The following is a 25344-nucleotide window of genomic DNA, read 5'->3' on the forward strand; positions in this document are numbered from 1 at the left end:
ATGCAGAGAATAGAAATAAAAGCAGATCAGTTTTTTGAATTATTAAAATTAAAAGATACCTCGATGTGGGAGATTTTTGCCCAAATGATGGACGGAAATGAAAAGGAGATCATCTTTTTAGACAATGAAGACAAAATACTTTTCAATTATATTTTGCCTTCTACACCGGAAAAGCTTGAAGAAGACCGTGTAGAATTTTCAAAACAATTCTCTGATAAACTGACGAATTTAAATTAAATGAAGAGGCTATGAACAGAAACTATTTATTATCAATACTGAGTGTACTGATTTTCAGTGTCGGCAACGCACAAAATTACAAGAAACCATTGGTTTCGGCGATCAAAGAGACAGATCTTAGAAAAGATATGTACGAAATGGCTGCCGACCAGTTTTGGGGACGTGAAGCAGGAACTTTAGACGAACTAAAGGTATCGATGTGGTTGGCCGACAAAGCGAAAGAAGCAGGAATGAAACCTGCGGGAGACAACGGAACTTTCTTCCAATTTTTTGATATGTACAGACATCAGGTGGTGCCGCAAAGTACATTAAAATTGGGAGATCAACAGTTAAAAATCTGGAAAGACTTTTTGGTGGCAGAACCTGTAAATGCGAATATCGATACAGAAATTATATACGCAGGAAATGCTGAACCGGATGATCTTTCAAAACTAAACATCAAAGGAAAAATACTTGCAATAAACGCTTCCGATAAAAATATCGAAAAAGATATGACGCTTTTCGTAAGAAGATATCCCGGGTTTGTAAGAACGAAATATTACAACAAAGCTTTCGAATTGGGAGCTAAAGGTATTATTTTCATTACAGACGATACTTCCGATAAAAGCTGGGTTGAAGTACTTCCGCAAATGACAAGAGGAGCTTACGGCGGAGAAGGTTTAAGAGAAAAAGTAACGAATAATATTCCGGTTTTATGGATTAAGAGAGAAAATGCAAATTGGGTAAAGAATAATCCTAAAGTTTCATTAAATCTTATCACGGAAACGTATAAATATCCATCGGTAAACGTAATCGGGAAAATTGACGGTACAGATCCAAAACTGAAAAACGAATATGTGCTGCTAAGCGGTCACCAGGATCACGATGGTATCAGACATCCTGTGAAAAACGATACTATCTACAATGGAGCAGACGATAACGCAAGTACTTGTGTAGCGATGTTGGCAATGGCGAGGGCATATAAAAAACAACCGGGAAAACGTAGCGTTCTGTTCGTCTTTCACGGTGCTGAAGAAAGAGGCCTTTTAGGTTCAAGATGGCATGCAGCGCATCCTGTAGTTCCGAAGGAAAGCATTGTTGCTGTTCTGAATGGTGATATGATCGGAAGAAATGATAACAACGAAGCCGCTTTATTAGGAGGAAATGCTCCGCATAAAAACTCTGAAGAGTTGGTGAAAATGGCAGAGGATGCGAACGACGAAAGCACGAAATTCACCTATCTGAAAGATTGGGATTCACCGAAACATGCTGAATATTTCTATTTCCGAAGCGATCATCTTCCGTATGCAAAAGCAGGAATTCCTGCAGTATTTTTCACGAGCGTTTTGCACGACCAGTATCACACGCCGCAAGACGAATCTGAAAACATCAATTATAAAAAGCTTTACAAAATGACGGAATGGATGTACCGCACGTCATGGAAAGTAGCCAACGAAACGGAACGCCCGAAAGTGATCTCTAATTTTACGCTGGAATGGTAATTTGAGTTGGATTTTTGAGTTGGAGAATTTGAGAGTCGGAGGGTTTTAGGGCTTGAGCTTTATAATTAAGCTTTCTATCATATAATGCTTCGCTATATTTAATATAGCTATTAGTTTGTTGAATGTAGCGAAGCTTTTTTATGGTTGATGGTTAAGGGTTTATAATCAACAGCACTTCTCTCGCGTTGTCATGCTGAGCGCGAAGCAGTCGAAGCATTTTATTAATACCACAAACCCCGCTCTCCCCGTTCCGGAATGGTATAACGAGGTTCTGAAATGGTAGATCGGGGTTGGTAAACTACGATCGTGAGGTTTCGGAATACGAGAACGGGGTTTTGAAGTGCGGGATCGGGGTTTCGAAGGTAGATTTCGGGGTTCCCTAACCCCGATTTCGAGGTCTGAAATACCGTGCGCCCCGTCCGGAACCCCGACAGACCATTCTGAAACCCCAAATTTGGAGTTGAAGAACCTCAACATCACTCTTGAAGAGCCCGACCGCGGAGTGTAGAACCTCGAAAAGGGACTTTCAAACCTCATCAACGGAGTTTAGCAACCCAAAATTCGCAGTAAAAAAGTCCGTGACGGGGGTCGCGGACTTCTTCGTTGAGGTAGGAAACATCAAGATTGCTGTTCTGAGCTGAGTTTATCGTGAGCCCATAGAACAATCGATGGGTTTCTCTCTTTATTTGCTTGTCTCTTCACTCGGTTTTGAAGGCGTTTTAGCAACAGGAGCAAAAAACTGTTTCAGTTCGTTTTGCTTGATTTCGTAGCCCGATGCTGCAGTTCCTGCTTTGTAAGCTGTGAAGGCATAGTCTGTAAGCGCCGCCTGATAGTTATCAAAATCATGAAGAATTTTTGCGTTCTTCAGCTTTGTGGTAAGGCTTTCGAGTCTTGCGATAAGGTTTTCGTAGTTTTGACGCGAGATAAAATCTCTTTCATACTCTGCCCAGTCTACTTCCGAAGCTTCCAGCTCGGGTTGGTTTCTGTGAAAATCATATACTTTGTTCACAAAGAGCTTATTCTGCTCGTTAATGCTCCCATACTTCTGGCGATCGTCGGCAGAGAGGTTGATATTGATTTCCTGTAGTGATGATTCTAATAGAGATAGCGCGTTTTTAGCAGTCTCAACCTGATCGTTCGAAAGATGCACATTGTTTAAATTGGTAATCGGCATTTTTTTTCTGTTTTAAAAATTAAAATTATTGTTTGTGTTTTTTTAATCCTTCTGAAAGTGAGGATGTAAAAAGATATACGAATGTAATAAATATTTGTATTGAAAGAGAAAATTTTTCTCTAGTTATGAAAAATCCCGCTGTGGAGACAGCGGGATGGTATTTTAATTTAGTTTAATCATTAGATCTTACACGCCATAAGAATGCATCGGGAACAGTACCATCGGTATGTAGTTTAGTTTTATAATATTGTCCAAAATATCGATCATCATTCTCAATTGAAGTTCCCCCTACGCCCATCCTTATTGAATGAACATTATAATTTATCATATATAATGGGCTTCCGTTAGAATCATCTTTAACATAAATGAAATTAAAAGGGCATACTCCTGATGCATTACTCACCACGAATTTCACGCCATCGGTAGTATTACTACAAGTAGTTGTACCTTTTGATTGAAGTATATACTTAGGGTCATCTGATTGAAGTTGATAATTTGTATAATTACCTACATAACCTGTAGAAAATAGTTTAAAAGTAATATAATGATATAATTGTAATGGTTTAATCAATATATGTCGATCTATTGTTGCATCAGTATAAACATTATCTCCTATAAATGCATTATAAGAATAGTTATTTAACTGTATCTTTTGATTAGCATAGGATTTTAACGGTCTAAAAACCTTTACTGCTGCCGAGATGTTTAAATTACTATTTACACCAATTCTGTCTTCAACAGTTACCCATTGTCTACCACTTTTTTCATAGGAGTCTATAAAAAAATCACCTTCAATAGGATTATGGTGAACAAGTTTGAAGTTATCTTTTCCTACGGTATACATACTTTCAGGATCACTAACATCTCTTGTATATTCAAAGTCTTCTCCTCCACCAGTTTGCTCCATATAAGCATATTCATTGGATGCTATCCCACTAAGCCTAGCTCCCAATTTTACACTTTCTATTTGAAATAATTTTTGATCAGCCCCACTAAATACTTTAGAAATATTAAATCTATTATATCCAAAAGGAGCGTGGCTGAAATTTTGTTTTTCAAAAGTCAAATACTCTTCATCTTTTAATTCTACTCCTCTATTTGCCATTTTTTCTAATCCCATTACTCCATGTTGATGATTAATTTCATAAGAGACCCCTTCATACAATGGAGACTGAAGATAGAAATTATTTAATACTTCTTCAGGAGCTAGAGTCCGAGTTACATATTCTGCTTTTTGAAATAACATCAGATCATTTATGGCTAAACTTCCTGCAAAATTGTTTAAGGTGCTAGCTATGCGTAAACTCGCTTTTTCAACTTGAACATTTTCAAACGGGTATACATAATAGGATCTACAATATAATCTACCTCCTGGTCTTGAAACATATATTTTAGTACGCTTTCCATTAGTGGTATTTTCAGAGTTGAAACTAAAAAAAATATAACCATTTGTATCTTCTCCTGGTTTTTCATTTTCCCAATCAATTGGAAAGTCCAATTTTATGACTGCACTACTACGACCTTTCTTAATAACTTCTACAATAATTTTTTTATCTAAAATATAGCAACTTACATCTCCTTCTAAATCTGTCCCATTGAGTGATGTTTCAAACAATACGGCACTCTTTTTACCATCATACACATCTTGATCATACTTAGCCCAAAAAGAAAAATTAATCACTTTATTTTTAATCATTTCCTCAAAAACTATGGGTGGTAAATGTACTTTGCCATTTAGCCCTCTATCTTGGTTATTGAATCTATCTTTTTCTGTATCATAAAAATTACCAAGTAATTTTTCATTATCATTTTTTCTAATAAATTCTTGTCCTGGATGGTTAAAATTCATAGGATAATAGTGACTAGGAACAATAGTTTTTAATTTAGTAGTATTATCCTTAAAAAAAACTTCCTGTGCAGTAAAATTCAAGCTGTACAAAATAGCTAATAAGCATATTTTAATATTTAGTATTCTTTTCATACGTTTTTACTTTAATTTAATGTCAACTTTTTTTAACTCATGAACACTTAGATAGTCGTCCAGTAATTCCGGATCATCAGTAATAATATATCCATTAGAACCATCTGCATATGTTCCCGCATTTCTTGGATCTAAAAGAAACCCCCAATCTCCCCGTGCGTCATAAGCATCATTACAACATTGATCGATATTCACGTTTCCTCTGTATCGACCTTCATAGGTGTCTGGATATGTATTGAATACATGAACCCTAACTCTATTTTTTTTCCTTACAGCCATAGCTACTTCTACTATAGGATCATTAGTTGCATTAAGAGTTCTATATCCTAGTTCATATCCTTTTGCCAAACCTGAAGCTTCCCAATTGTTATATGCTTCTAGAGGCGTTTTGCATTCAGGATTATTCACCACAATCATAGGAAAGAAAATTACTTGTTGCTTCTGAGCTGCTGTTAGTTTATCATAATACTCTGTTTTATATTGATTTACCGTTAACTGAGCTGTTTTAAAAATAACACAATTAAAAGCGTCTTCTTGCATTACGACTTCCCAAGTAGCCTTAAAAACAGCCATATCTCCAATGTCAAGATTAATAAGAGATTGCGTTTGAGCTTTTACATATCGCAGTACATTTCTGAAAGTAGGAACTTTTCTATCTGTGTAGGAAAAATCTGGTCTTTTTAGTTTAAGTAATGCCACTTGCTCCCAAACGTAATTGTTATAGTGCCCATATTGATCAGAACCTTTTCCTAGTCCTGTAAATTTGTCTAAAAAGTCTGTCGTCCTTTGAAGATAATTATCGTGCATTACATACACTGTGTCATCTTTTGATTTTTTTATATCCAACTCTACTATATCTGCGCGTTTATTTTTTAAAACATCTACAATAGCTTCCATTGAGTTTTCCGGCTCATTTCCTCCATTGTACTGCGCGCGATGTGATGCAGAAATAACATAGTTTGGATACTTATCTCCTTTTGTAAGTGCTTCTATGAGCTCTTCTCTGTAATTGAGTTTATCAGCAATCTTTGGCGAATAATTTCTCTTATTGGCATCAATAATCTTATTAACATCAATAGATCCTGCCTTTTCACTTGTCTGTAGTTGATTTTTTTTCACCTTCATACCGGTTTCTACCTGTGCACATATTTGCACAACGCCCAAAAGAACGAGGGCTAAAAGACTGAATAGTTTTTTCATAAGCTATTTGTTTTTAACGTTTTCACTTTCTAAGTTACAGATAAATTAAATACAAATACCACATTATTTTAACATAAAATTAAATTTAATATTCATTTAATGAGACATATTATTATGAATTCGCCATTCCATCGGATTATTCACTAATTATTTATATAAAAAAAATCGTGAAAAAATTTTACTTCTTCACGATTTTTATAATAATTCGTTTTAATCTGATACTATTGTAAACTATAACTCTCAGATTCCCTCTTCAGATAATCTGTGAAGTTCTTTCATTGCTGCTTCGGCATCTTTTGTCGCAACAAAAATATGGTCATGGAAATAGCCTGCCACCACATTACAGCTTATATTTTCTGAAGTCAGCGCTTTTGAAAAAGCAGCCGTAAGACCAACCGCTTCAAGTGAGGAATGAATCTTCAGAGTAATCCATGAAGCAATAAAACCATAAGAAAGATTGAGCTGATCTGCCAATTCTTTTCTAATAATCAAAGTGATACCTTCCTTTTCCTTGAAAAAGCAAACGATCTCCTTCAGATCTATTTCCGGTAGCTTTTCTACGGTACAAAATACATATTCGCCTTCATTCAATTCAGGCTTCATAGATTGTAATAATATTTTCAGGTCTTTTTCTCCCGTCATTAAATTTATTTTTTAAAGATTATTAAAAATTTTCAGTGTAGCTGCTGCTTCTGCAACATCGTGTACACGAAGAATTTTCGCGCCTTGTTGCAACACTTTCAAATGAAGTTTTTGCGTTTCTTCATTAATATCCAAAGGAGATTTTCCTAAAGGTTTATAAATAAAAGATTTTCGCGAAATCCCAATTAACAAAGGAAATTTTCCAAAACCTAAATATTGAACTTCATCAATCATTTTCATCTGATCTTCTACTGTTTTTCCAAAACCGAAACCGGGATCCAGAATAATATCATTCACTCCTTTTGCTAATAATTCGGCTGTTTTTTTTGAAAAATATTGATTGACAGCCAATGTAATATCATCAAATTTCACTTTTTCATGCATCGTTTCGTAAGAAGGATTAACGTGCATTAAGATATAAGGAAGTTTGGTTTCTGCCGCTTCATCAAACATCTGTTCGTCATAATGTCCGCCGGAAATATCGTTGATGATATCCATTCCTTCATTGAAACCGAATTTTACCGTTTCTGCATAAAAAGTATCAATGGAAATTAAAGCTTCGGGAAATTCTTTTTTGATATTTGAAATTATACTTGCCATTCGTCTGATTTCTTCCTTTGCACTTAAAAATTCAGCATTCGGACGTGTAGATTGCGGACCGATGTCAATAATCTCTGCACCTTCTTTTAATAATTTTTCAGCATGTTGTAGCGCTGCTTTTTCATTATTGAATTTTCCGCCATCAGAAAAAGAATCGGGAGTAAGATTCAGAATTCCCATGATTTTGGGAGTGGATAAATCGACGAGTTTTCCGTTGCTGTTGATGGAATGTGTGGGAGGGTTGGAGGGTTTGAGAGTATTAGAGTGAGAGTGTTTTAGAGTTGGAGAGTTTGAGATTTTTGGAGATGATGATTCAGAAGATTTATTGTCGGACATGATAGGTTTAAAATTTATACTACAAAATTAAAGCAAAAGAAATAAAATATTTACTTCAAAAAAAACTCTTTTTCCCTCAAACATTTAAAACACATCACCCTAATACTCCACCACGCTCAAACACAAAAACTCTAATACTCTCAAACCCTAAAACTCTCCCACTCTCCTACACAAAAATCCTAAAACTCTCCCACAATCACAACGGAAAACTCCAAAAAACTAATCCCTAATTCCTGCTACCTAAAACCTATTTTGTATATTTGAAAGATTAAGAGAATTTATGCTAAAAACATCAGTACAGTTCGAGGAAATTATAGGTCAGTGTCGCGATTTGTTCGGTAAAAAACTGAAAGATTACGGAGCCGCTTGGAGAGTTTTAAGACCAAGTTCTATTACGGATCAGATTTACATTAAAGTCAACAGAATCCGCACTTTACAAATGACCGATAAAAAAATGGTGGATGAAAGTGAAGAAGATGAATTTATCGCTGTTGTGAACTACTCTATCATCGGACTTATTCAGCTGGAGAAAGGTTTTTCCAACGATTTCAACGAAAATACAGAAGAAATTTTAAATCTTTACGATAAATATTCCCAAGAAGCAAAAGCTTTGATGGAAAGAAAAAACCATGATTATGGAGAAGCGTGGCGAGATATGAGAATTTCTTCCATCACAGATTTGATTTATCAGAAAGTTTTAAGAACAAAACAAATAGAAGACAATCAAGGCGTTACTATTGTTTCAGAAGGTTTGGATGCTAATTATTTCGATATGCTGAACTATGCGGTTTTCTGCCTGATAAAATTCTCCGAACAAGAAAAAAATTTCGAACCAAAAACTATTTAACATGATCAAAGGTTTATTACGTTTCATTATTGCCGTTATATTCATCCTTTCAGGCTTTGTAAAAGCGGTGGATCTGGTAGGTTTTTCATTCAAAATGGAAGAATACTTCTCCCCTGCCGTTTTCAATATGCCGTTTCTGGAAAAATTTGCCTTACTGTTTTCCATTATCGTAGTGGTTCTGGAATTGCTTTTAGGCTTTATGCTTCTATTAAAATTGAAACTGAAATTCACTCTTTCAGCATTAATTGCGTTGTGCATTTTCTTTGGTTTCCTTACGTTTTACTCGGCCTATTTTAATGTAGTGACCGATTGCGGATGTTTTGGAGATGCAATCAAATTTACGCCTTGGCAAAGTTTCATTAAAGATGTTGTGCTTTTGGTGGGATTAATTGTTGTTTTCATCCTTTATAGAAAAGACTTTAAGAAAAAAGATGCTTATACATTCAGCAGCAAAAAAGAAGCTTCGAATAAGCCTAAATATATCTTGTTGGGAATATTTTCTTTAGCGATGATCTATATTATGGCGCATGGAATTATTCAGGAACCGATCATTGATTTCCGTGATTATAAATTGGGAACCAATTTAAAAACTGAAAAAGAAAAAATTGCTAAAAATCCTTCAGAATACAAAACTTTTTACTCTCTTAAAAATACGAAGACAGGAGAAGTTTTAAAGGTAAATCAGGATGATTATATCAAAGAAACAAAATACTGGGCTGAAGGTTCGCCGTGGAAAATTGAAGACGGAAAGAATGAATCTGTTTTGGTAAAAGAAGGCTACAAATCTGAGATCGTGAAATTTAAGATCGAAGATCCTACAGGAATTGACCTTACGGATGAGATCATTAAAGCTCCGAAAGCTATTTTGGTTTTCTCTTATCATCCAAAAGAAGTTTCTCCAGAGCTTTTAGCACAAATTGAAGCAAAAGTGAAAGGACAAAAGGCTAATATTATCTATGGAGTTTCAACAGATCATAATACATTCAAAACCATCAAAAATGCAATGATGGATGCGACTGCCATTAAAACAATTGCAAGAAGCAATCCTTTCGTTCTGATCTTAGAAAACGGAAAAATCGTAGAGAAAATGCCTGCGAAAGACTATGTAAAATAACGAATGTTGAATGGTCTATAATCAATTGTGAATGGTCAATTGTGAATTTTAAAACGACTACTCAAACTACAATCAGCCAGCCACAAGAAACTAGAAACCATCAACCAAAAATTAACAAACAACTAACATAATACAATGCAAAAATCAAATAAATCAATTGCCGGTTATCACTTATTAATGATCCTTTCATCTGTAGATGGTGATTTTGCGCCGGAAGAAGGAATGCTTATTCAGCAATATCTGGCGGATGAATTTCCTTTCAGAATGAATCTTGACAACGAATTGGAAACGCTTGCTTTATTGCAGCCTGAAGAATGGAAAGATCATTTTGAATTCCATGCACGTTGCTTCCAGGATGATTCTACAGAGGATGAAAGAGTGAAGTTTGTGCAGTTTGCTAAATCTTTAATCAAAGCAGACAATAAGGTGACGGACGAAGAGCATACTTTCTATACGCTTTTGAAGAATCTTTGGCATTTGAACTAAGCTAAAAAACATAAAAACCATGAAAAAGCTTTATTTAACCCTATTCGTAATGAGTGCAGCTACATTTCAGTCTCAAAAATTCCCCGATTTAAAAGCTCCGATTGCTGAAAAGCAGGAACATATCCGAGATATTCACGGTGATAAAGTAAACGATCCTTATTACTGGATGATCGATTATTTTAAAAAAGCAAAGGATTCAACCAAAGTGGTGGATTATCTGAAGGCTGAAAATACCTATTGGGAAGGCATGATGAAAGATACAGAACCTTTCAGAGAAAAGCTTTTTCAGGAAATGAAAGCCAGAATTAAGGAGAAAGATGAGTCGGTTCCGCTGTTCAAAAACGGCTATTATTATTACACCAGAACTGAAACCGGCAAACAGTATTTTAAATATTGCAGAAAAAAAGCCAGCCTTACCGCTCCTGAAGAAATTCTTCTAGATGTAGACCAACTGGCGGAAGGTCATGCGTATTATTCGGCTTCGGGTTTCAGCATCAGTCCGGATAATATGAAGATGGTGTATGGTGTGGATGATGTTTCCAGAAGACAATACAAGCTTTTTTTAAAGGATCTTTCGACCGGAAAAACTACGGAATTGGGTATTAAAAATACCACAGGTTCTGCAACGTGGGCGAATGACAATAAAACTATTTTCTACACCGGAAAAAATCCTGAAACACTTCTGACAGAGAAAATTTTCAGACATACTTTGGGAACAGATGCTTCTAAAGATGTGATGGTTTATGAGGAAAAAGACAAATCAAACTATATCGGCGTAGGAAAATCTAAGAATGAAAAATTCATTATGATTTATTCCGGTGCAACGACCTCATCCGAAACAAGATACCTGAAAGCTGATGAGCCGAATGGTACATTCAAAGTTTTCCAACCGAGAATGAAGGATGTTCTGTATGATGTAACGCCTCTTGAAGATAAATTTTTAATCACCACCAATAAAGACGCGCTTAATTTCAAAGTGATGGAAACACCTTTGGATAAAACCGGCGTTGAAAACTGGAAAGATTTTATTCCGCACAGAAAAGAAGTTTTGATGGAAGGGATCAGTGAGTTTAAAAATTATCTGGTATTCAGCGAAAGACAAAACGGACTTTCACAATTGGTGATCTATGACAGAAAAACGGGTAAAAAAGAATTTCTGAAATTTGATGAAGCTGCCTACACGGTTTATCCTTCAGGGAATCCGGAATATAATACGGATAATTTCCGTTTTGGATATACTTCGATGATCACGCCGAGTTCACAATTCGAACAGGATTTAAAAACAGGCAAAAGAACTTTATTAAAACAACAGGAAGTTTTAGGCGGTTACAATAAAGAAAATTATGTAACGGAAAGGCTTTTCGCCACCGCAAAAGACGGAACAAAAATCCCGATTTCCATAGTTTATAAAAAAGGATATAAAAAAGATGGCAACAATCCGCTTCTGCTCTACGCTTACGGTTCTTACGGAAGTTCGATGGATGCAACGTTCAGCAGCACAAGACTAAGCCTTCTCGACAGAGGTTTTGCATATGCCATTGCACACATCCGCGGAGGTCAGGAAATGGGAAGACAATGGTATGAAGACGGTAAAATGATGAAAAAGAAGAATACTTTTACCGATTTCATCGATGCCGGAGAATATTTGGTTAAAGAAAAATATACTTCACCAAAGCATTTATATGCTCAAGGTGGCAGTGCAGGAGGCCTTCTGATGGGAGCCATTGTGAATATGAGTCCGAACTTATGGCATGGAGCGATTGCTCAGGTTCCGTTTGTAGATGTTGTGAACACCATGCTTGATGAAACGATCCCGTTAACAACCAATGAATACGATGAATGGGGAAATCCAAACAATAAAGAGGCTTATCTCTACATGAAATCTTATTCTCCTTACGAAAATATTGAAAAGAAAAACTACCCTAATATTTTAGTAACAACCGGTTTACACGATTCTCAGGTACAGTATTTTGAGCCTGCAAAATGGGTGGCAAAATTGAGAGATATGAAAACTGACAACAACGTTTTATTGCTAAAAACTGATATGGCTTACGGGCATGGTGGTGCTTCAGGAAGATTTGATTATCTGAAAGATACTGCGTTGGTGTATGCTTTTATGTTTAAACTGGAAGGAATCACAAAATAAAAACTATGAAAAATCTATTAATACTAGCACTCCTAATAATAGGAATTGGGATAACAGCTCAAAAAAAAGAATATGACCCTAAAATGGTGGGTTGTTATAAAGGGTCTGAACAAAATCAGCAGGTTGAAGGTTTTTCTAAATACTGGGTTTCTTGCCGATTAGAGGGAGGAAAGAGTATTTTGATGTTTGTGGCTATCGATGAGAATGGAGACGTACAGCAAGAAACGGAGAATGGTAAATGGTGGACAAGCAATGGCAAATATTATGAACTTCACAATTTTGATAAGGTGATAGATATATATAGTTATGAAATTTTAGGGAGTGGTGATGTTAAGTTTCAATCTATTGAACTGATGGGTAAAAAAGATAATACCTACACATTTATTGAAACTAAAATAGAAGAAGATTAAACAAAAAAATAGATAATATAAGAATTATGAGAAGAAAGATCGTTGCAGGAAACTGGAAAATGAACAAAAATGTGATTGATGCTCAGCAATTAATGACTCAGTTACAGGATTATAAAAACAATAACGCAATCAACTGCGAAGTTTGGATCGCCCCTCCTGCTTTATATTTAATGATGGCAAAAGATGTTTTCGAGAATGATGAGATCGGAGTTTTTGCTCAGGACATCAGCGAGCACGTAAGCGGAGCGTATACAGGAGAAATTTCTGTAGATATGTTGGAATCAATTGACGCAACAGGTTCTTTAATCGGACATTCTGAAAGAAGACAATACCACGGAGAAACAGATTCTCACTGCAACAGAAAAGTGAAATTGGCTTTAGATAAAGGTTTAATCCCGGTGTATTGCAACGGTGAAACTTTAGAGCAAAGAAAAGCTGGACAGCATTTTGAAGTGGTTAAAAATCAAACAGAAGTTGCCCTTTTCACGCTTTCTGCGGAAGAAATTAAAAAAGTAGTGATCGCTTACGAACCAGTTTGGGCTATCGGAACAGGCGAAACGGCAACTCCGGAGCAGGCTCAGGAAATCCACGCTTATATCAGAAGTATTATTGCTGCAAAATACGGTCAGGAAGTTGCTGATGAGATTTCTATCCTTTACGGAGGTTCTGTAAAACCAGATAATGCTAAAGAAATTTTCTCTCAACCTGATATCGACGGAGGTTTAATTGGCGGAGCAGCTTTGAAAGTAGAAGATTTCTCTAAGATTATCGAAGGATTTAATTAAGAATAATTTTCTTTGAATATATAATAACGCATCTTTTGGGTGCGTTCTTTTTTTATTTTTACACAAAAAACTAATTTAAAATTACCCTGAAAAACTCATTAAATTCTTTCTAGCATTGGGTTATTGAGCTTATTCATACAAAATACGGATACCACAGATTACGTATAAATACTTAATTTATATCATTTCGGTTTCACTACTTTTATACAATAATAATATACCATGAACATCATATTAAAGCTTTTCTATTACAGAAGAGCAATTCTAAACTACGTCTTTATCCCGAAGATAGCGAAAGTAAAAGAACAATAAGAAATATTAAGTCTCGTGCTTCTTTTAATTATTAAATAAATGATTATCAGTAAACATCAAAGATTCTTAAAATTACATTCATCACGAAGTCATTATTTATTCTATAAATATTTCAGAAAAATTTAAACCTAATAAAAACCATCAAATAAACTAAAAACTATGGCAAATTTTGCATCATCAAAAAATCTTGGAAACGGATATCCAACTCCGGGACCTCAGCGACCTGACATTCAGGACATCATGAATCATGCTTATTTCTTAACCGACGGTCAGTGGAAAGAAGCAAAAGAAAATAATTCTTATGACTATATAATTATTGGCTCAGGCTTCTGCGCATATGCCTTTGCTAAAAGAATTTTAGAAAAAGACAAAGAAGCCAAAATTCTTATGGTGGAACGCGGAGGTTTCTTATTACCAACACATTTTCAGAATTTAGGAGCGAGCTATAAAAAATTGGTAGGCCCAATTTCTGAAACTTTTCCTTGGAGTTTGTCTCAGTCTACCATGCTGGAAAAAGCGCCTTATCGTGTAACGCAGCATGGAATGTTACCTTATTTTGGAGGCAGAAGCTTCTTGTGGAGTGCATGGTGCCCTCAACCCGAAAAAGCACAAGCCGAGAAGTGGTCGCCAATACTATTTGAGTCTTTAACGCAAAAAAATGGGGATACTTCTTATTTTGATGATGCGATTAAATTACTGCATGTTCATAAGTCCAATGCATTGCCTTTCTCTAAGAATTTAAAAAAATTGGGGCTGGAAAATAATTTAGACCAATTACGATTACCAGAATATGGAACATTGCAAGATATTATTCATGATCTATTTGATAAAAACAAAGACGATTTTAACTCTAAAAGTGAAACACGTGCGCAACTCATGAAGGTAGAATATGCATCGTTGGCTTGTGGTGATGGTGAAAATAAAGGGATTGATTTTAATAAATTTTCAACTCCAACAGCTATTCTTAATTTGGTAGACAGCACGGCGTTTCCGACCAAAAATGTAGATTCTGAGACCGAAAAAAGAAGAAAAGAAGGCAATAATATGTACCCCAACAGATTGCATATTCTTACTGAATGTGTTGTAGAAGAGATTTTGAATGAAAATAATCAAGCTTATGGATTATTAACATCAAGAGGAACCATCGCATTGAATAACGCAGAATTGATATTAGCAACGGGAGCCATGCCACCTGCAACGTTAATTCAGAAATCATTCAATCATGAATCGGCAGGAAAGCATTTTACAGCCCATACAATTTCTGCTATTACAGCAAGAGTGAAGAAAGATAAATTATCAGCATTAACAGAAAATGGAAATTTGCAGATGGGAGCGATTTATCTGCCTTTCTTTGCAGAAAATGGTCAGCAGTTTCACATTCAATTATCAATTATTCATGATCCGAATCCGGCTAAAAATCAGGAGCTGGCAATGCGCTATATGCCTGATGTAGTGTCTACTGCTTCTCCGGAGCAATTGAAAGGTTCAGAAAATCATGTCATATTAGTATGTGCAATTTTAGGTGAATTAGATATTCATAATGAAGATGCATCTTTTAAAGCTAATAAAGATTCTGATGCGACTACAGGAAGTTTACTAAGATGTAATCCGAGTCTGAAAGATAAAAAAACATGGGATGACATGGGTAAAACGACCTATAATATTCTTGATTATTTATTTGATGATCCTGAATATTGGTATAGTGATTTGAACTATTATCAAGAATGTCATGTAAGTGGTACAGATTATTTACCTGAGCGTTATGGAATCCAAAACTCATGGGTGAAAAAAGCAGAGCGCACAAGATATCCTCATGTTCCGGCAATGGTACACGAAGGCTCTACCTTACCTATTGAAAATAATAATCTTGATAGTGATAACAAAAAAATTGAGGCTGTCGTAAATTTAGAGTACCAACTCATCAATCAAGGTAAGCCTGTATCCAATTTATTCATAACAGGAGCTTCATTATGGGCACAAAGCGGTGCTTGGAATCCTACCTTAACCATGACGGCAATGGCTTTACAATTAGCAGATAAACGAATTGCAGCTAACGCTCAAGAAAAGAAACAGCCCGTTTCTGAAAACACAGAATCTACAGCTATTCTTGAATTAATTGATCAATCTAAATTTTAATCATGATGGATACTAACGAAACTGCTAAACTATTAGAAGTAAGTTTAGACTTGCAATCTGTAGAAAATATGGATGGAGTCTATACTTGCATCAAAGATGTTGATTCCCGATTTGTATTTTGCAACGAAAATTTTGCAAAACTCGTAGGAAGTTCTGTCTCGGAAATCGTAGGAACAATTGATGACAGAGAAGATCATGTAAAAGATGATGAAGCGGTACGAAAATCTGGCATCCCATTATTAAATCATCGTGAAGTAATAGAATTACCCAACGGCTCTCAACAGCCAATTCTTACCCAAAAAGGGCTGTGGCGATGTACCATCGACAAATCTGAAATTCTAGGCACAACCGTTAATTTCTCTTTACAAAAGACCAAAGAAGCCTGGATTGAAGAATTAGGGCTAAAACTGGTAGATCGTGTGGGCTATTTTGGCATTGACGGCAGTCATCAAACCGATAAAGACAGTACTTATTCTTTGAATTTTATTTTGATAGATAATCTTCCGAAGTTGAAATTGCACAAACTTGCGATGGATGAACAATGGTTTTTTCATGAAGGTTCTGCTTTGCAAATTTATATTTTCGATTTGGTGAAAAAGACGGCAACCGTTAAGACTTTAGGTAAGAATATTTCTAAAGGCGAAAAAATACAAATTATAGTTCCAAAAAACACATGGTTTGGAGCCAAAGTCGTAAATAAAGATTTTAATCTAAGCAGTTGCAGTTTAGCACCAGCTTTTTATGAAAGTTGCAGCACTCCTTTACCAGCAGATGACAACGAAAGAAAGACATTTTTGAATGGGTTGAAGCATACTTTCCCGGAATATGTTGATATAATTGATGAACTTTCTTAAGTCTTAAAAATAAAACCTCATTCAGCATATTTCTGAATGAGGTTTTTATTGAATTTATAATGCAACTGTTTAAATATTTTCTTTAATTATTTACTTAATATCTACAATATACATCGTTCCTTTATCCTGTTTCCCAGTTTTAGGTAGAATTTTTGTTTTCGGATTTCCGTTACCGTCATCTACCACGCCAAAATCATCATCATTGAAAACAGCCAGTTTATTATTTCCTAAATACACAATTCCTTCGAATTTATCATGTTCGTATCCTAATTTAGCTACCAGATCAATTGCCAAAGTTTTTGTTACAGGTTTCAGTCCCGCGGTATTGATTTCATCCCAAGTCGACTGCTCCAAAGTTTTCCCGTTGATTTTCATTCCGTCCACCGCGGCTAAATCTGTTCCGGTTACATCAGAAGCACCGCTTAAATTAATTCTATACACTTTCTTCACCCCGCCAACAGAGCCAAAATTTCCGTCTCTTTCGATCACTAAAAATTCAGTATTGCTGATAGGCGTTATATCGCAAACAGAATCTGAAGCGCCACCATCCTGTTTATATAAATATTGTTTCGTTTGGCCTGTTGCCAAATCAAAAGTGACAATTCTTGTTAAGGTAGTATTCGTGGCCAAAGCTTTTGTCGGAACATACATCATGGACTGCAGGGTGCCTACCAACATTTTTCCATCCGGAGTCATGCACATCCCTTCCATTCCACGGTTGGGTCTTCTTTTTGCAAATACTGCGGGAAGCTTTCTCGTTCCGGTATTTACTCCAATCGGGCTGATTCTTTCAGTCTCAATACCTTCTGCACTGTAATGAACAATGTGCGGACCATATTCATCAGACACCCAAAATGTTCCGTCTGCCGCTGCTACAATACTTTCACTGTCTAATCCGTAATTATCCGTTCCCAACAGATTTCCGTTGGCTCCATAGGCAATTTCTCCTGTACTTCCCATTCCCACAGGATTTGGAAGACCTGTAATTGGCTGCCCGGACGGATTTTTGAGCTTGATATATTTAATGACTTCAATATTTCCTTCCGCATTAATTTTAAAATGTAAAATTGTAGGGGTAAAGTCAGGAACAAGGAATTTTATTCCGTTTAAATAAGCGGTATTCGGACCACGATCGGTGATTACATAAAATTCACCTTTTCTCGTAGGATGCGCTGCGGCTCCTGATCCGAAGCCTCCGTTAATTACATTCACACCATTTTGTGTAGCCAAAGTGGTGAAAGGAAATTCCTGAGGAAGTTTAGAATAATTAATATCTTGGTTTGCGTTGTCATCGTCTTTGCATGAAGCCACTGTCAGTAAGAAAACAAGAGGTAATAAGATTCTTTTCATAGTTACTTTTATTGGCAGCGAAAGTAAATATTGATTGTAAATTAATCTTAAATAGAATATTAATTTTCTTTTGTTTTGTAATAAAAGACATGAAAATTCAAGACTTGGAATCAAAAAAAACGCACCAATACCAATTGATGCGTTTCTGAAATATTCTTTAAAAGAAAAACAATTATTTCTCTTTTGATCTCTGTAAAACCTCATCTACCATACCGAAGTCTTTTGCTTCAGTAGATGTCATCCAATAATCTCTGTCAGACGCTTTTTCTACCCATTCGTACGTTTGTCCTGAATGGTCAGAAATAATGTCATACAATTCTTTTTTCAGTTTCAACATCTCTCTCAAGTTGATCTCCATATCAGAAGCCACCCCTTGTGCACCTCCTGAAGGCTGGTGAATCATCACTCTTGAATGTTTCAAAGCTGAACGTTTTCCTTTTTCTCCAGCTACCAATAAAACAGCACCCATAGAAGCTGCAATACCTGTACAGATAGTCGCTACATCAGGCTTAATGATCTGCATCGTGTCGTAGATCCCTAAACCAGCGTAAACGCTACCACCAGGAGAGTTGATATAAATTTGGATGTCTTTTGAAGGATCAGCACTTTCTAAGAATAAAAGCTGTGCCGTCACAATATTAGCCACCTGATCGTCGATTCCTGTTCCCAAGAAAATAATTCTGTCCATCATCAAACGAGAGAAAACGTCCATTTGAGCAACGTTCATTCTTCTTTCTTCCATGATGTACGGGGTAAGATTCGTTGGGCCATACATTCCCATATACTGATCGGTTGCCAAACCGCTGTTTCCTAAATGTTTTGTAGAGAAATCTCTAAATTCTTTTTTAATGTCCATATTTCTATTGGTATTATTTTAAATTTTTACTGTTGTTTAAATTACAACTTTTATTCCTAAAATTTTATAGGACTTTTTGTCAGTTTAATACGATAAATATAAACATTTCTATGATTAAAACTAGCGTTTTCTGTTGACATAAATTCCTTTAATCGGAGAATATTCGATAATATTACTCAATTGAATAGAAGCCTGTTTCAGCAAAGTGATCTTTTTAATCAAATCATAATATTGCGTTTCATCGGCTCCGTCAAGCTGTTTTGCGGTTTCTGTAATTAAATAATCAATATATCGATATTTATGCAGCAATACATCCCCTTTTACCTGCTCACCAATTTTATCACCATAATTTGGTGGATAAATATTTCGGGAAGCCCAGTTTTCAAGATCATCCAAAGGAATTAAGGCATCAACAACCTTTGTCGTAATTTCCTCATCCATAAAAGACACGAAGAAATTTCCGCTTCTTAATTCATCATTCTGAATACCTTCACGAACCTGATTAATGATAATTTCATTTCCTTTTACCAAAAACTGATATTGCTCTTCCTCAAAATGATGCAAAATCTCTTCGATTACGGTAATCTGGTATTCGCCATTCTGATCATCTTTTCGCTTCAAAACAATATCTCCAAACATCAGCATATGATCTACCAGTTTATTTTCCATGAAAAGGACTTCAAATAAAAAAGGATCATTTTTTTCTTCATCCAACGGAACAATTTCCATTTTTGGAGGAGCCACCGCCTGTTCTTTTTGTTGCTGAACATGCTGATTCTGATTTTGAGTAACCTGTCTCTGAACATCAAGTTCATTAAACAAACTTTGCTCAGACAAGCCGAATTTATTCGAAACTTCTTTTAAATAAACCTCTCTTTTTAAAGCATTTTGTACGAAACCTACTGATTTTACAATATCACGGATCGCTTCTGCTTTTTTTATCGGATCATTTCCAACTTCTTTTAAGAGAATTTCAGCCTTAAAATCGATAAAATCCAGAGCCTCATTTTCGATGAATTTTTCCACATATTCCTGCGGATGTTTTCTGGCAAAAGAATCGGGATCATCGCCGTCAGGAAACAGAAGAACACGAATATTCATCCCTTCCGTCAGCAACATATCAATACTTCGGAAACTGGCTTTAATTCCGGCATTATCACCATCAAAAAGAATCGTTACGTTTTCCGTAAGCCTTTTAATAAGCTTGATTTGCTCCGTGGTTAAAGAAGTTCCGGAGCTCGCCACCACATTTTCGATTCCCGACATGTGAAGCGAGATCACATCCATATATCCTTCTACCAAAAGACAGACATTTTTTCTAGAAATCGCCTGTTTGCTTTGATTTAAACCATAAAGAACATTCGACTTGTGATAAATTTCTGTTTCCGGAGAGTTGAGATATTTGGCAGTTTTAACATTATTTTTCAGAATTCTGGCTCCAAAACCAAGCACTCTTCCCGAAAAACTGTGAATCGGGAAAATTACTCTTTCACGAAAACGGTCGATTCCGTTCGGAGCATTTTCAGGAAAAATAGAAAGTCCGGATTTCTCAAGAATTTCTTTTGAATAGCCTTTATCGATTGCAAATTCTGTAAAAGCATTTTTCTTTTCAGGAGAATATCCCAGCTGGAATTTTTTGATGATGTCATCTCTTAATTCACGCTCTTTAAAGTAAGATAAGCCAATCGCCTTACCTTCTTCAACTTCCCAAAGAAAATTTTGGTAATAATCATTGGCAACTTCATGAATTTTATACAGAATATCTCTTTCCGACTGAGCATTTTTGGCTTCTTCAGAAAACTCACGCTGATCTTCTTCGATCTCTATTCCGTATTTTTTGGCAGCGTGACGAAGTGCTTCGGGATAAGTGAAATTTTCAATTTCCATCAAAAAAGAAATCGCAGTTCCTCCTTTTCCGGTTGAGAAATCTTTCCAAATCTGTTTGGCTGCAGAAACTACAAAACTCGGTGTCTTTTCATCGTGAAACGGACTGAGTCCTTTGTAATTAGACCCTGCCCTTTTCAACTGCACATATTCACCTACAATCTCCTCTACACGGATTGTTGAGAATATCTTATCAATGGTCTGTTTGGAAATCATACTGCAAAAATAATTCAAATATTAAAAAGAACGGTCATATTTAAATCAAATCAATCAACCTATTATCAAATTATCTATAACTAAATAACACTAAATCAATATCATAAGTCAAACTATTAAGTATCATCTTTTTAGGCTGAAAAATTAACAACCATCCCAATTTGCGCTATTTCGGTAATGGAAAATATCATCATAACTTCATTGAAAAATAATGAATTAATGAAATTAAATAAAAAAAACAATTAAAAAATTTTTAACCTAAAATAAATACGATGAAAAAAAATGAATTTTTAAAAGTGAAGGCGTTTATTGCTACCTTACTATTTGCTTTTTCGAGCATTTACGCCCAGAGTAATGAAGAAATCTATTCATTAGGAAAAACTGATGAATTTTTACAGCGCATGATCGTGCAATCAGATAACAGCAAAAGTGTCATTAATCTAGATATTTCTGATAATCATTTTCTACCGTCTATTATTAATTATAGCAAAAAAAATGATGATCAATCACTACATATTGAAGGAAACATTATTGATGAACCCAACGGAAGTTTCAGTATTAATATAAAAAACAATAAGCTAGAAGGAAGAATTATTCTTTTAAAAAGCAAAAAAGCTTACCTGTATTATTCTGACAACCAATCCAATGCTTTCATAAAAAACATTGACATTAATAAATTAATCTGTCTGGATTTTCCTAAACCTCCAAAACAAAAATCGGCTAAAGCTACATCAGCAGTTTTAAGTGATATTATGTATTTGCAAAGCCTTCCGGGAGCCGCAGGATGTCTTTTGCTTGATTTTGACGGGCATACAGTTCCCGCAGGCAGTGGCTGGAATAGCGGAAACCCCATTGTAGCCTTACCTTCCGGCATGAATGATAATGAGATTTTAGAGGCTTGGGAACTTGTGGCGGAAGATTTTAGACCATTTAATATAAATATTACGACAAATGAAGCAGTTTTCAACCAATATCCTCAAAATAAAAGACGAAGATGTGTAATTACACCTACCGACACGGCATTACCAGGAGGTACAGGAATATCTTTAATTAATTGTTTTTCATCTATGTCAGATTTACCGTGTTGGGTATTCACTTTATCTTCAGGAACATCCGGAAAGTTAGTGGGTGAAATTGCCTCTCATGAACTTGGTCATACATTAGGATTGAGCCATGACGGACAGGCTGGAACAACTTATTATGCTGGTCATGGAAATTGGGCGCCAATCATGGGAATGGCTTATTACAGAAATGTAACGCAATGGAGCAAAGAAGAATATTCTAACGGAAGCAACCATGAAGATGACCTTGCCATCATTACCAGTGAAAATAATGGCGTAGGCTACCGAATCGACAAACATGCCAATACACATGCAGCTGCAACGCCATTACATATTTCAGGAACTGTAATTTCAGAAAGCGAAAATCAGGGCGTTATTAATTATACTGATGATATTGATATGTTCCATTTTACAACAGGAAACAGTAATATTTCACTTCTGGTAAAAACAGCTGCGCGACATAGTAATTTGAGGATAAAGATAATGATTTACAAAGGTCAGAATATGATTATCAGTTCTTATTCCGGTAACCCGCTTAATTTGAGCGAACCGATTGCTATTAATATGCATCTGGATCCCGGGGATTATTATATTTCCATCAGCAGTATCGGCGAAGGAACCCCTGATACTGGCTATTCTACCTACGCTTCGCTTGGTTTTTACAGTATTTCGGGAACGATTACTCAAAATTCCGGAAAAGAAAAAGAGGAGGAAAAAGGGAAAATCAGCATTTATCCGAATCCTGTAAAAGATCAACTTACCATTATAACCAATGATAATGAAAAGTATGAAGTTATTCTTACCAATATCACAGGAACGATTCTTTATCAGGGAAATATTTCTGAAAATTCAATAACAATTCCCGTTTCAGATAAGCCGGAAGGAACCTATTTTGTGATTTTAAAAAACATGAAAAATGGCGTTAGGAAATCTTATACGATAATTAAAAAATGATTTTAAAAGCTGCCTTGCAACTGTGAGGCAGTTTTTATTGATGAAAATTGAATTTAAAATCGCTTTATTCCTTATTTTTGAAAATTGAGTTTTGATTTACATTAAAAACAGTAAATCAATATAAATCAGTACATTAATTTAATTAAAATGAACTTTAACATCCATAAAATCGAAGACTGGCAAGAGATAGTCGACCAGATTATTCCTCAATTACAGCATAATATTCTTTTGTTGAAAGGAAATTTAGGAGCAGGAAAAACAACTTTCACCCAATTTTTACTGAAAAATTTAGGAAGTGAAGACGAAGTTAATTCCCCAACCTATTCTATTGTTAATGAATACAATACACCAAAAGGTAAAATTTACCACTTCGATTTATACCGTTTAAAAAATATTGAAGAAGTTTATGATATCGGAATGGAAGAATACCTAGACAACGCCTTCCTGTGCATCATCGAATGGCCGGAAGTGTACGAAGAAGATCTTTACGGTCTTACCTACCACGAAATGAGCATAATTAATAACGGAGAAAGCAGAGAAATTACTTTCGATTAAATATTATGTATCTTTGCTATTGAATTTGATTAAAAATACGATCTGTAAGAACTTAATGCAATTTTAAAGGATGAGTACTACTAATATTTTTACTCCTTTTACTGAAGAGGAGCTGATTCCTAAGGCTGAAAAGCTGGATGTAGTCAAAAAAGGCAAACAATTCAGTATCGGGATTCCTAAAGAAACCTGTCTGAACGAAAGAAGAACGTGCATCACTCCCGATGCTGTGCAGGTTTTGGTAGAACACGGCCACGAAATCATCATAGAATCCGGAGCCGGACAAGGTTCATTTTTTACAGATTTACAATATTCTGAGTCGGGAGCGAGGATTACGAATGATCCTAAAGAAGCTTTTGGACAAGATCTTATCTTAAAAATTAATCCACCAACAGAAGAGGAAATTGATTACATGAAACCGAATACCTATCTGGTTTCGGCGCTTCAAATCAATTTAAGAGATAAAGATTATTTCTTAAAACTGGCAGAGAAAAAAGTAAATGCCATCGCTTTTGAATTTATCGTTGATGAATATAAACAACTGGCTTTAGTAAGGTTAGTGGGTGAAATTGCAGGAACAGTTTCCATTCTTTATGCCTCCGAATTATTAGCCTTATCAAACGGTTTAATGCTTGGTGGAATCACAGGTGTAAGACCTTCAGAAGTGGTAATTTTAGGTGCAGGAATCGTGGGAGAATTTGCAACAAAAGCAGCCATCGGTTTAGGAGCAAGCGTTAGAGTTTTTGATAATTCACTTTCAAAACTAAGAAGGCTTCATACGTTGGTAGACAGCCGCGTTCCGACTTCAATTATCGATCCTAAAGAATTAAGCAAAGCATTAAGAAGAGCAGATGTTGTAATCGGAGCTCTTCCAAGATTAAATATGACCCCGATTGTAACCGAAGAGATGGTTGCAAAAATGAAAAAAGGCAGCGTCATCATCGATATTACCATCGACAACGGAAAAGTGATCGAAACGTCTGAACTAACGACAATGGAAGATCCTTACATCATCAAACATGGTGTTATTCACTGCGGACTTCCGAATCTTACTTCAAGAATGCCGAGAACGACAACAAAAGCAATCTCTAATTTCTTCCTTTCTTATATTTTAAATTACGACGAAGAAGGTGGCTTCGAAAACATGCTGGTTCGCAAAAATGAAATGAAACAGAGTCTTTACATGTACAAAGGCAGACACACGAAAAAAATTATTTGCGACCGTTTCGGACTTACTTATCACGATATCAATCTTTTAATTTTCTAATGAAAAAACTCAAATTCTACGCAATTGGTCTTGTTCCAGGACTTATTATCGTATTTTTTATATTAAACAAAAAAGGCGCAAGCTGCAGCGGTTATCTTCCAAACAGCCGTGTTATTGCAGAAACATTGTCTAAAGATTTTAAATATTCTGAAGCTTTCACAGCAGAAATGAATACGTTGAAAGTAAATGAAAAATTCTTGAAAGACAGCATTATTACGAAAGGAAAAGTAGATTTCGACAGAAGTCACGCTCAAAAAAAACCTTGTCCTGATTATTTTTTAACGTATCCTGAAAACAATCCAACGTATGAAATCACGTTTGAGAAGTGTGAGGAAAATGTGACATTGAATTCTTTGAAAAAGTTGAAGTAATTTTGTTTTAAATAGTAAGAAGTTTAGAAATTCATTCAAAAAAGATTAAAAATTTGATAAGGTCAAATAATAAGCGACATGATTAAAAATAT

At 35.5% G+C, this 25344-nt stretch carries 22 protein-coding genes; 14 read left to right on the forward strand and 8 right to left on the reverse strand.

Annotation, left to right across the window (positions count from 1 at the left end; genetic code table 11):
* Both OXQ85_RS18375 and OXQ85_RS18380 read left to right on the forward strand, forming a co-directional pair.
* Positions 1 to 237 carry a hypothetical protein gene (locus OXQ85_RS18375; protein WP_267406362.1) on the forward strand — a complete coding sequence of 79 codons (237 nt, stop codon included), beginning with the start codon at positions 1 to 3 and terminating at the stop codon, positions 235 to 237.
* A gap of 11 nt (positions 238 to 248) precedes the next feature.
* Positions 249 to 1718 (forward strand): M20/M25/M40 family metallo-hydrolase, encoded by a 1470-nt coding sequence (locus OXQ85_RS18380; protein WP_267406363.1) that lies wholly within the window; start codon positions 249 to 251, stop codon positions 1716 to 1718.
* 682 nt (positions 1719 to 2400) lie between these two features.
* Here the strand turns inward: OXQ85_RS18380 and OXQ85_RS18385 are convergent.
* The 5 genes from OXQ85_RS18385 to folP form a co-directional block, all read right to left on the reverse strand.
* Positions 2401 to 2892, reverse strand: a complete 492-nt coding sequence (locus OXQ85_RS18385; RefSeq protein WP_267406364.1) for a hypothetical protein — start codon at positions 2890 to 2892, stop codon at positions 2401 to 2403.
* Positions 2893 to 3064: 172 nt separating this feature from the next.
* Positions 3065 to 4873 carry a hypothetical protein gene (locus OXQ85_RS18390; protein WP_267406365.1) on the reverse strand — a complete coding sequence of 603 codons (1809 nt, stop codon included), beginning with the start codon at positions 4871 to 4873 and terminating at the stop codon, positions 3065 to 3067.
* A 6-nt stretch (positions 4874 to 4879) separates the two neighbouring features.
* On the reverse strand, positions 4880 to 5998 hold the full coding sequence (locus OXQ85_RS18395) for a glycerophosphodiester phosphodiesterase family protein (RefSeq protein ID WP_267406366.1): 1119 nt from the start codon (positions 5996 to 5998) through the stop codon (positions 4880 to 4882).
* Positions 5999 to 6313: 315 nt separating this feature from the next.
* Entirely contained in the window at positions 6314 to 6715 is a 402-nt protein-coding gene (locus OXQ85_RS18400; protein WP_267406367.1) for an ACT domain-containing protein, read from the reverse strand.
* A 12-nt stretch (positions 6716 to 6727) separates the two neighbouring features.
* Positions 6728 to 7495: a dihydropteroate synthase gene (gene folP, locus OXQ85_RS18405; protein WP_267406480.1), complete on the reverse strand. Its 768-nt coding sequence runs from the start codon at positions 7493 to 7495 to the stop codon at positions 6728 to 6730.
* Positions 7496 to 7931: 436 nt separating this feature from the next.
* On the opposite strand from folP, the gene OXQ85_RS18410 reads away from it, so the two are divergent.
* The 8 genes from OXQ85_RS18410 to OXQ85_RS18445 all read left to right on the forward strand — a co-directional run bounded on the left by OXQ85_RS18410 (position 7932) and on the right by OXQ85_RS18445 (position 16741).
* Positions 7932 to 8498: a DUF1599 domain-containing protein gene (locus tag OXQ85_RS18410; RefSeq protein WP_267406368.1), complete on the forward strand. Its 567-nt coding sequence runs from the start codon at positions 7932 to 7934 to the stop codon at positions 8496 to 8498.
* Between the two features lies 1 nt (position 8499).
* The gene (locus OXQ85_RS18415) at positions 8500 to 9612 is read left to right on the forward strand and encodes a BT_3928 family protein (RefSeq protein ID WP_267406370.1); all 1113 of its coding nucleotides are present in this window, start codon (positions 8500 to 8502) and stop codon (positions 9610 to 9612) included.
* Between the two features lie 135 nt (positions 9613 to 9747).
* Positions 9748 to 10098: a TerB family tellurite resistance protein gene (locus tag OXQ85_RS18420; RefSeq protein WP_267406372.1), complete on the forward strand. Its 351-nt coding sequence runs from the start codon at positions 9748 to 9750 to the stop codon at positions 10096 to 10098.
* 19 nt (positions 10099 to 10117) lie between these two features.
* Positions 10118 to 12244 (forward strand): S9 family peptidase, encoded by a 2127-nt coding sequence (locus OXQ85_RS18425; protein WP_267406374.1) that lies wholly within the window; start codon positions 10118 to 10120, stop codon positions 12242 to 12244.
* 5 nt (positions 12245 to 12249) lie between these two features.
* Positions 12250 to 12654 (forward strand): hypothetical protein, encoded by a 405-nt coding sequence (locus OXQ85_RS18430; protein ID WP_267406375.1) that lies wholly within the window; start codon positions 12250 to 12252, stop codon positions 12652 to 12654.
* A 26-nt stretch (positions 12655 to 12680) separates the two neighbouring features.
* The gene (gene tpiA / locus OXQ85_RS18435) at positions 12681 to 13439 is read left to right on the forward strand and encodes a triose-phosphate isomerase (RefSeq protein WP_267406377.1); all 759 of its coding nucleotides are present in this window, start codon (positions 12681 to 12683) and stop codon (positions 13437 to 13439) included.
* A 471-nt stretch (positions 13440 to 13910) separates the two neighbouring features.
* On the forward strand, positions 13911 to 15887 hold the full coding sequence (locus OXQ85_RS18440; RefSeq protein ID WP_267406378.1) for a hypothetical protein: 1977 nt from the start codon (positions 13911 to 13913) through the stop codon (positions 15885 to 15887).
* 2 nt (positions 15888 to 15889) lie between these two features.
* A complete protein-coding gene (locus OXQ85_RS18445) occupies positions 15890 to 16741 on the forward strand; it encodes a cupin domain-containing protein (protein ID WP_267406379.1) in 852 nt (283 codons plus the stop codon).
* A 90-nt stretch (positions 16742 to 16831) separates the two neighbouring features.
* On the opposite strand, the gene OXQ85_RS18450 is transcribed toward OXQ85_RS18445, so the two are convergent.
* The 3 genes from OXQ85_RS18450 to dnaG form a co-directional block, all read right to left on the reverse strand.
* On the reverse strand, positions 16832 to 18091 hold the full coding sequence (locus OXQ85_RS18450) for an esterase-like activity of phytase family protein (protein WP_267406380.1): 1260 nt from the start codon (positions 18089 to 18091) through the stop codon (positions 16832 to 16834).
* Between the two features lie 172 nt (positions 18092 to 18263).
* Entirely contained in the window at positions 18264 to 18947 is a 684-nt protein-coding gene (gene clpP, locus OXQ85_RS18455; RefSeq protein ID WP_267406381.1) for an ATP-dependent Clp endopeptidase proteolytic subunit ClpP, read from the reverse strand.
* Between the two features lie 120 nt (positions 18948 to 19067).
* A complete protein-coding gene (gene dnaG, locus OXQ85_RS18460; protein WP_267406382.1) occupies positions 19068 to 21047 on the reverse strand; it encodes a DNA primase in 1980 nt (659 codons plus the stop codon).
* 272 nt (positions 21048 to 21319) lie between these two features.
* Between dnaG and OXQ85_RS18465 the strand changes: the two genes are divergently transcribed.
* The 4 genes from OXQ85_RS18465 to OXQ85_RS18480 all read left to right on the forward strand — a co-directional run bounded on the left by OXQ85_RS18465 (position 21320) and on the right by OXQ85_RS18480 (position 25252).
* Positions 21320 to 23062 carry a T9SS type A sorting domain-containing protein gene (locus OXQ85_RS18465; protein ID WP_267406383.1) on the forward strand — a complete coding sequence of 581 codons (1743 nt, stop codon included), beginning with the start codon at positions 21320 to 21322 and terminating at the stop codon, positions 23060 to 23062.
* Between the two features lie 147 nt (positions 23063 to 23209).
* Positions 23210 to 23617: a tRNA (adenosine(37)-N6)-threonylcarbamoyltransferase complex ATPase subunit type 1 TsaE gene (tsaE, locus tag OXQ85_RS18470; protein WP_267406385.1), complete on the forward strand. Its 408-nt coding sequence runs from the start codon at positions 23210 to 23212 to the stop codon at positions 23615 to 23617.
* 70 nt (positions 23618 to 23687) lie between these two features.
* Positions 23688 to 24881 carry an alanine dehydrogenase gene (locus OXQ85_RS18475; RefSeq protein WP_267406387.1) on the forward strand — a complete coding sequence of 398 codons (1194 nt, stop codon included), beginning with the start codon at positions 23688 to 23690 and terminating at the stop codon, positions 24879 to 24881.
* Entirely contained in the window at positions 24881 to 25252 is a 372-nt protein-coding gene (locus OXQ85_RS18480) for a hypothetical protein (protein WP_267406388.1), read from the forward strand. The genes OXQ85_RS18475 and OXQ85_RS18480 overlap by 1 nt, the downstream gene beginning before the upstream one ends.
* Positions 25253 to 25344 lie beyond the last annotated feature (92 nt).

The organism is Chryseobacterium sp. GM_Chr_2 (assembly GCF_026540445.1).
In the GTDB taxonomy this organism is placed as follows: domain Bacteria; phylum Bacteroidota; class Bacteroidia; order Flavobacteriales; family Weeksellaceae; genus Chryseobacterium.

Bases quoted from the DNA above. Each gene is read 5' to 3' on its own strand.
- OXQ85_RS18375 (WP_267406362.1), top strand. From the start codon at position 1: ATGCAGAGAATAGAAATAAAAGCAGATCAGTTTTTTGAATTATTAAAA.
- OXQ85_RS18380 (WP_267406363.1), top strand. From the start codon at position 249: ATGAACAGAAACTATTTATTATCAATACTGAGTGTACTGATTTTCAGT.
- OXQ85_RS18385 (WP_267406364.1), bottom strand. From the start codon at position 2,892: ATGCCGATTACCAATTTAAACAATGTGCATCTTTCGAACGATCAGGTT.
- OXQ85_RS18390 (WP_267406365.1), bottom strand. From the start codon at position 4,873: ATGAAAAGAATACTAAATATTAAAATATGCTTATTAGCTATTTTGTAC.
- OXQ85_RS18395 (WP_267406366.1), bottom strand. From the start codon at position 5,998: ATGAAGGTGAAAAAAAATCAACTACAGACAAGTGAAAAGGCAGGATCT.
- OXQ85_RS18400 (WP_267406367.1), bottom strand. From the start codon at position 6,715: ATGACGGGAGAAAAAGACCTGAAAATATTATTACAATCTATGAAGCCT.
- folP (WP_267406480.1), bottom strand. From the start codon at position 7,495: ATGGGAATTCTGAATCTTACTCCCGATTCTTTTTCTGATGGCGGAAAA.
- OXQ85_RS18410 (WP_267406368.1), top strand. From the start codon at position 7,932: ATGCTAAAAACATCAGTACAGTTCGAGGAAATTATAGGTCAGTGTCGC.
- OXQ85_RS18415 (WP_267406370.1), top strand. From the start codon at position 8,500: ATGATCAAAGGTTTATTACGTTTCATTATTGCCGTTATATTCATCCTT.
- OXQ85_RS18420 (WP_267406372.1), top strand. From the start codon at position 9,748: ATGCAAAAATCAAATAAATCAATTGCCGGTTATCACTTATTAATGATC.
- OXQ85_RS18425 (WP_267406374.1), top strand. From the start codon at position 10,118: ATGAAAAAGCTTTATTTAACCCTATTCGTAATGAGTGCAGCTACATTT.
- OXQ85_RS18430 (WP_267406375.1), top strand. From the start codon at position 12,250: ATGAAAAATCTATTAATACTAGCACTCCTAATAATAGGAATTGGGATA.
- tpiA (WP_267406377.1), top strand. From the start codon at position 12,681: ATGAGAAGAAAGATCGTTGCAGGAAACTGGAAAATGAACAAAAATGTG.
- OXQ85_RS18440 (WP_267406378.1), top strand. From the start codon at position 13,911: ATGGCAAATTTTGCATCATCAAAAAATCTTGGAAACGGATATCCAACT.
- OXQ85_RS18445 (WP_267406379.1), top strand. From the start codon at position 15,890: ATGATGGATACTAACGAAACTGCTAAACTATTAGAAGTAAGTTTAGAC.
- OXQ85_RS18450 (WP_267406380.1), bottom strand. From the start codon at position 18,091: ATGAAAAGAATCTTATTACCTCTTGTTTTCTTACTGACAGTGGCTTCA.
- clpP (WP_267406381.1), bottom strand. From the start codon at position 18,947: ATGGACATTAAAAAAGAATTTAGAGATTTCTCTACAAAACATTTAGGA.
- dnaG (WP_267406382.1), bottom strand. From the start codon at position 21,047: ATGATTTCCAAACAGACCATTGATAAGATATTCTCAACAATCCGTGTA.
- OXQ85_RS18465 (WP_267406383.1), top strand. From the start codon at position 21,320: ATGAAAAAAAATGAATTTTTAAAAGTGAAGGCGTTTATTGCTACCTTA.
- tsaE (WP_267406385.1), top strand. From the start codon at position 23,210: ATGAACTTTAACATCCATAAAATCGAAGACTGGCAAGAGATAGTCGAC.
- OXQ85_RS18475 (WP_267406387.1), top strand. From the start codon at position 23,688: ATGAGTACTACTAATATTTTTACTCCTTTTACTGAAGAGGAGCTGATT.
- OXQ85_RS18480 (WP_267406388.1), top strand. From the start codon at position 24,881: ATGAAAAAACTCAAATTCTACGCAATTGGTCTTGTTCCAGGACTTATT.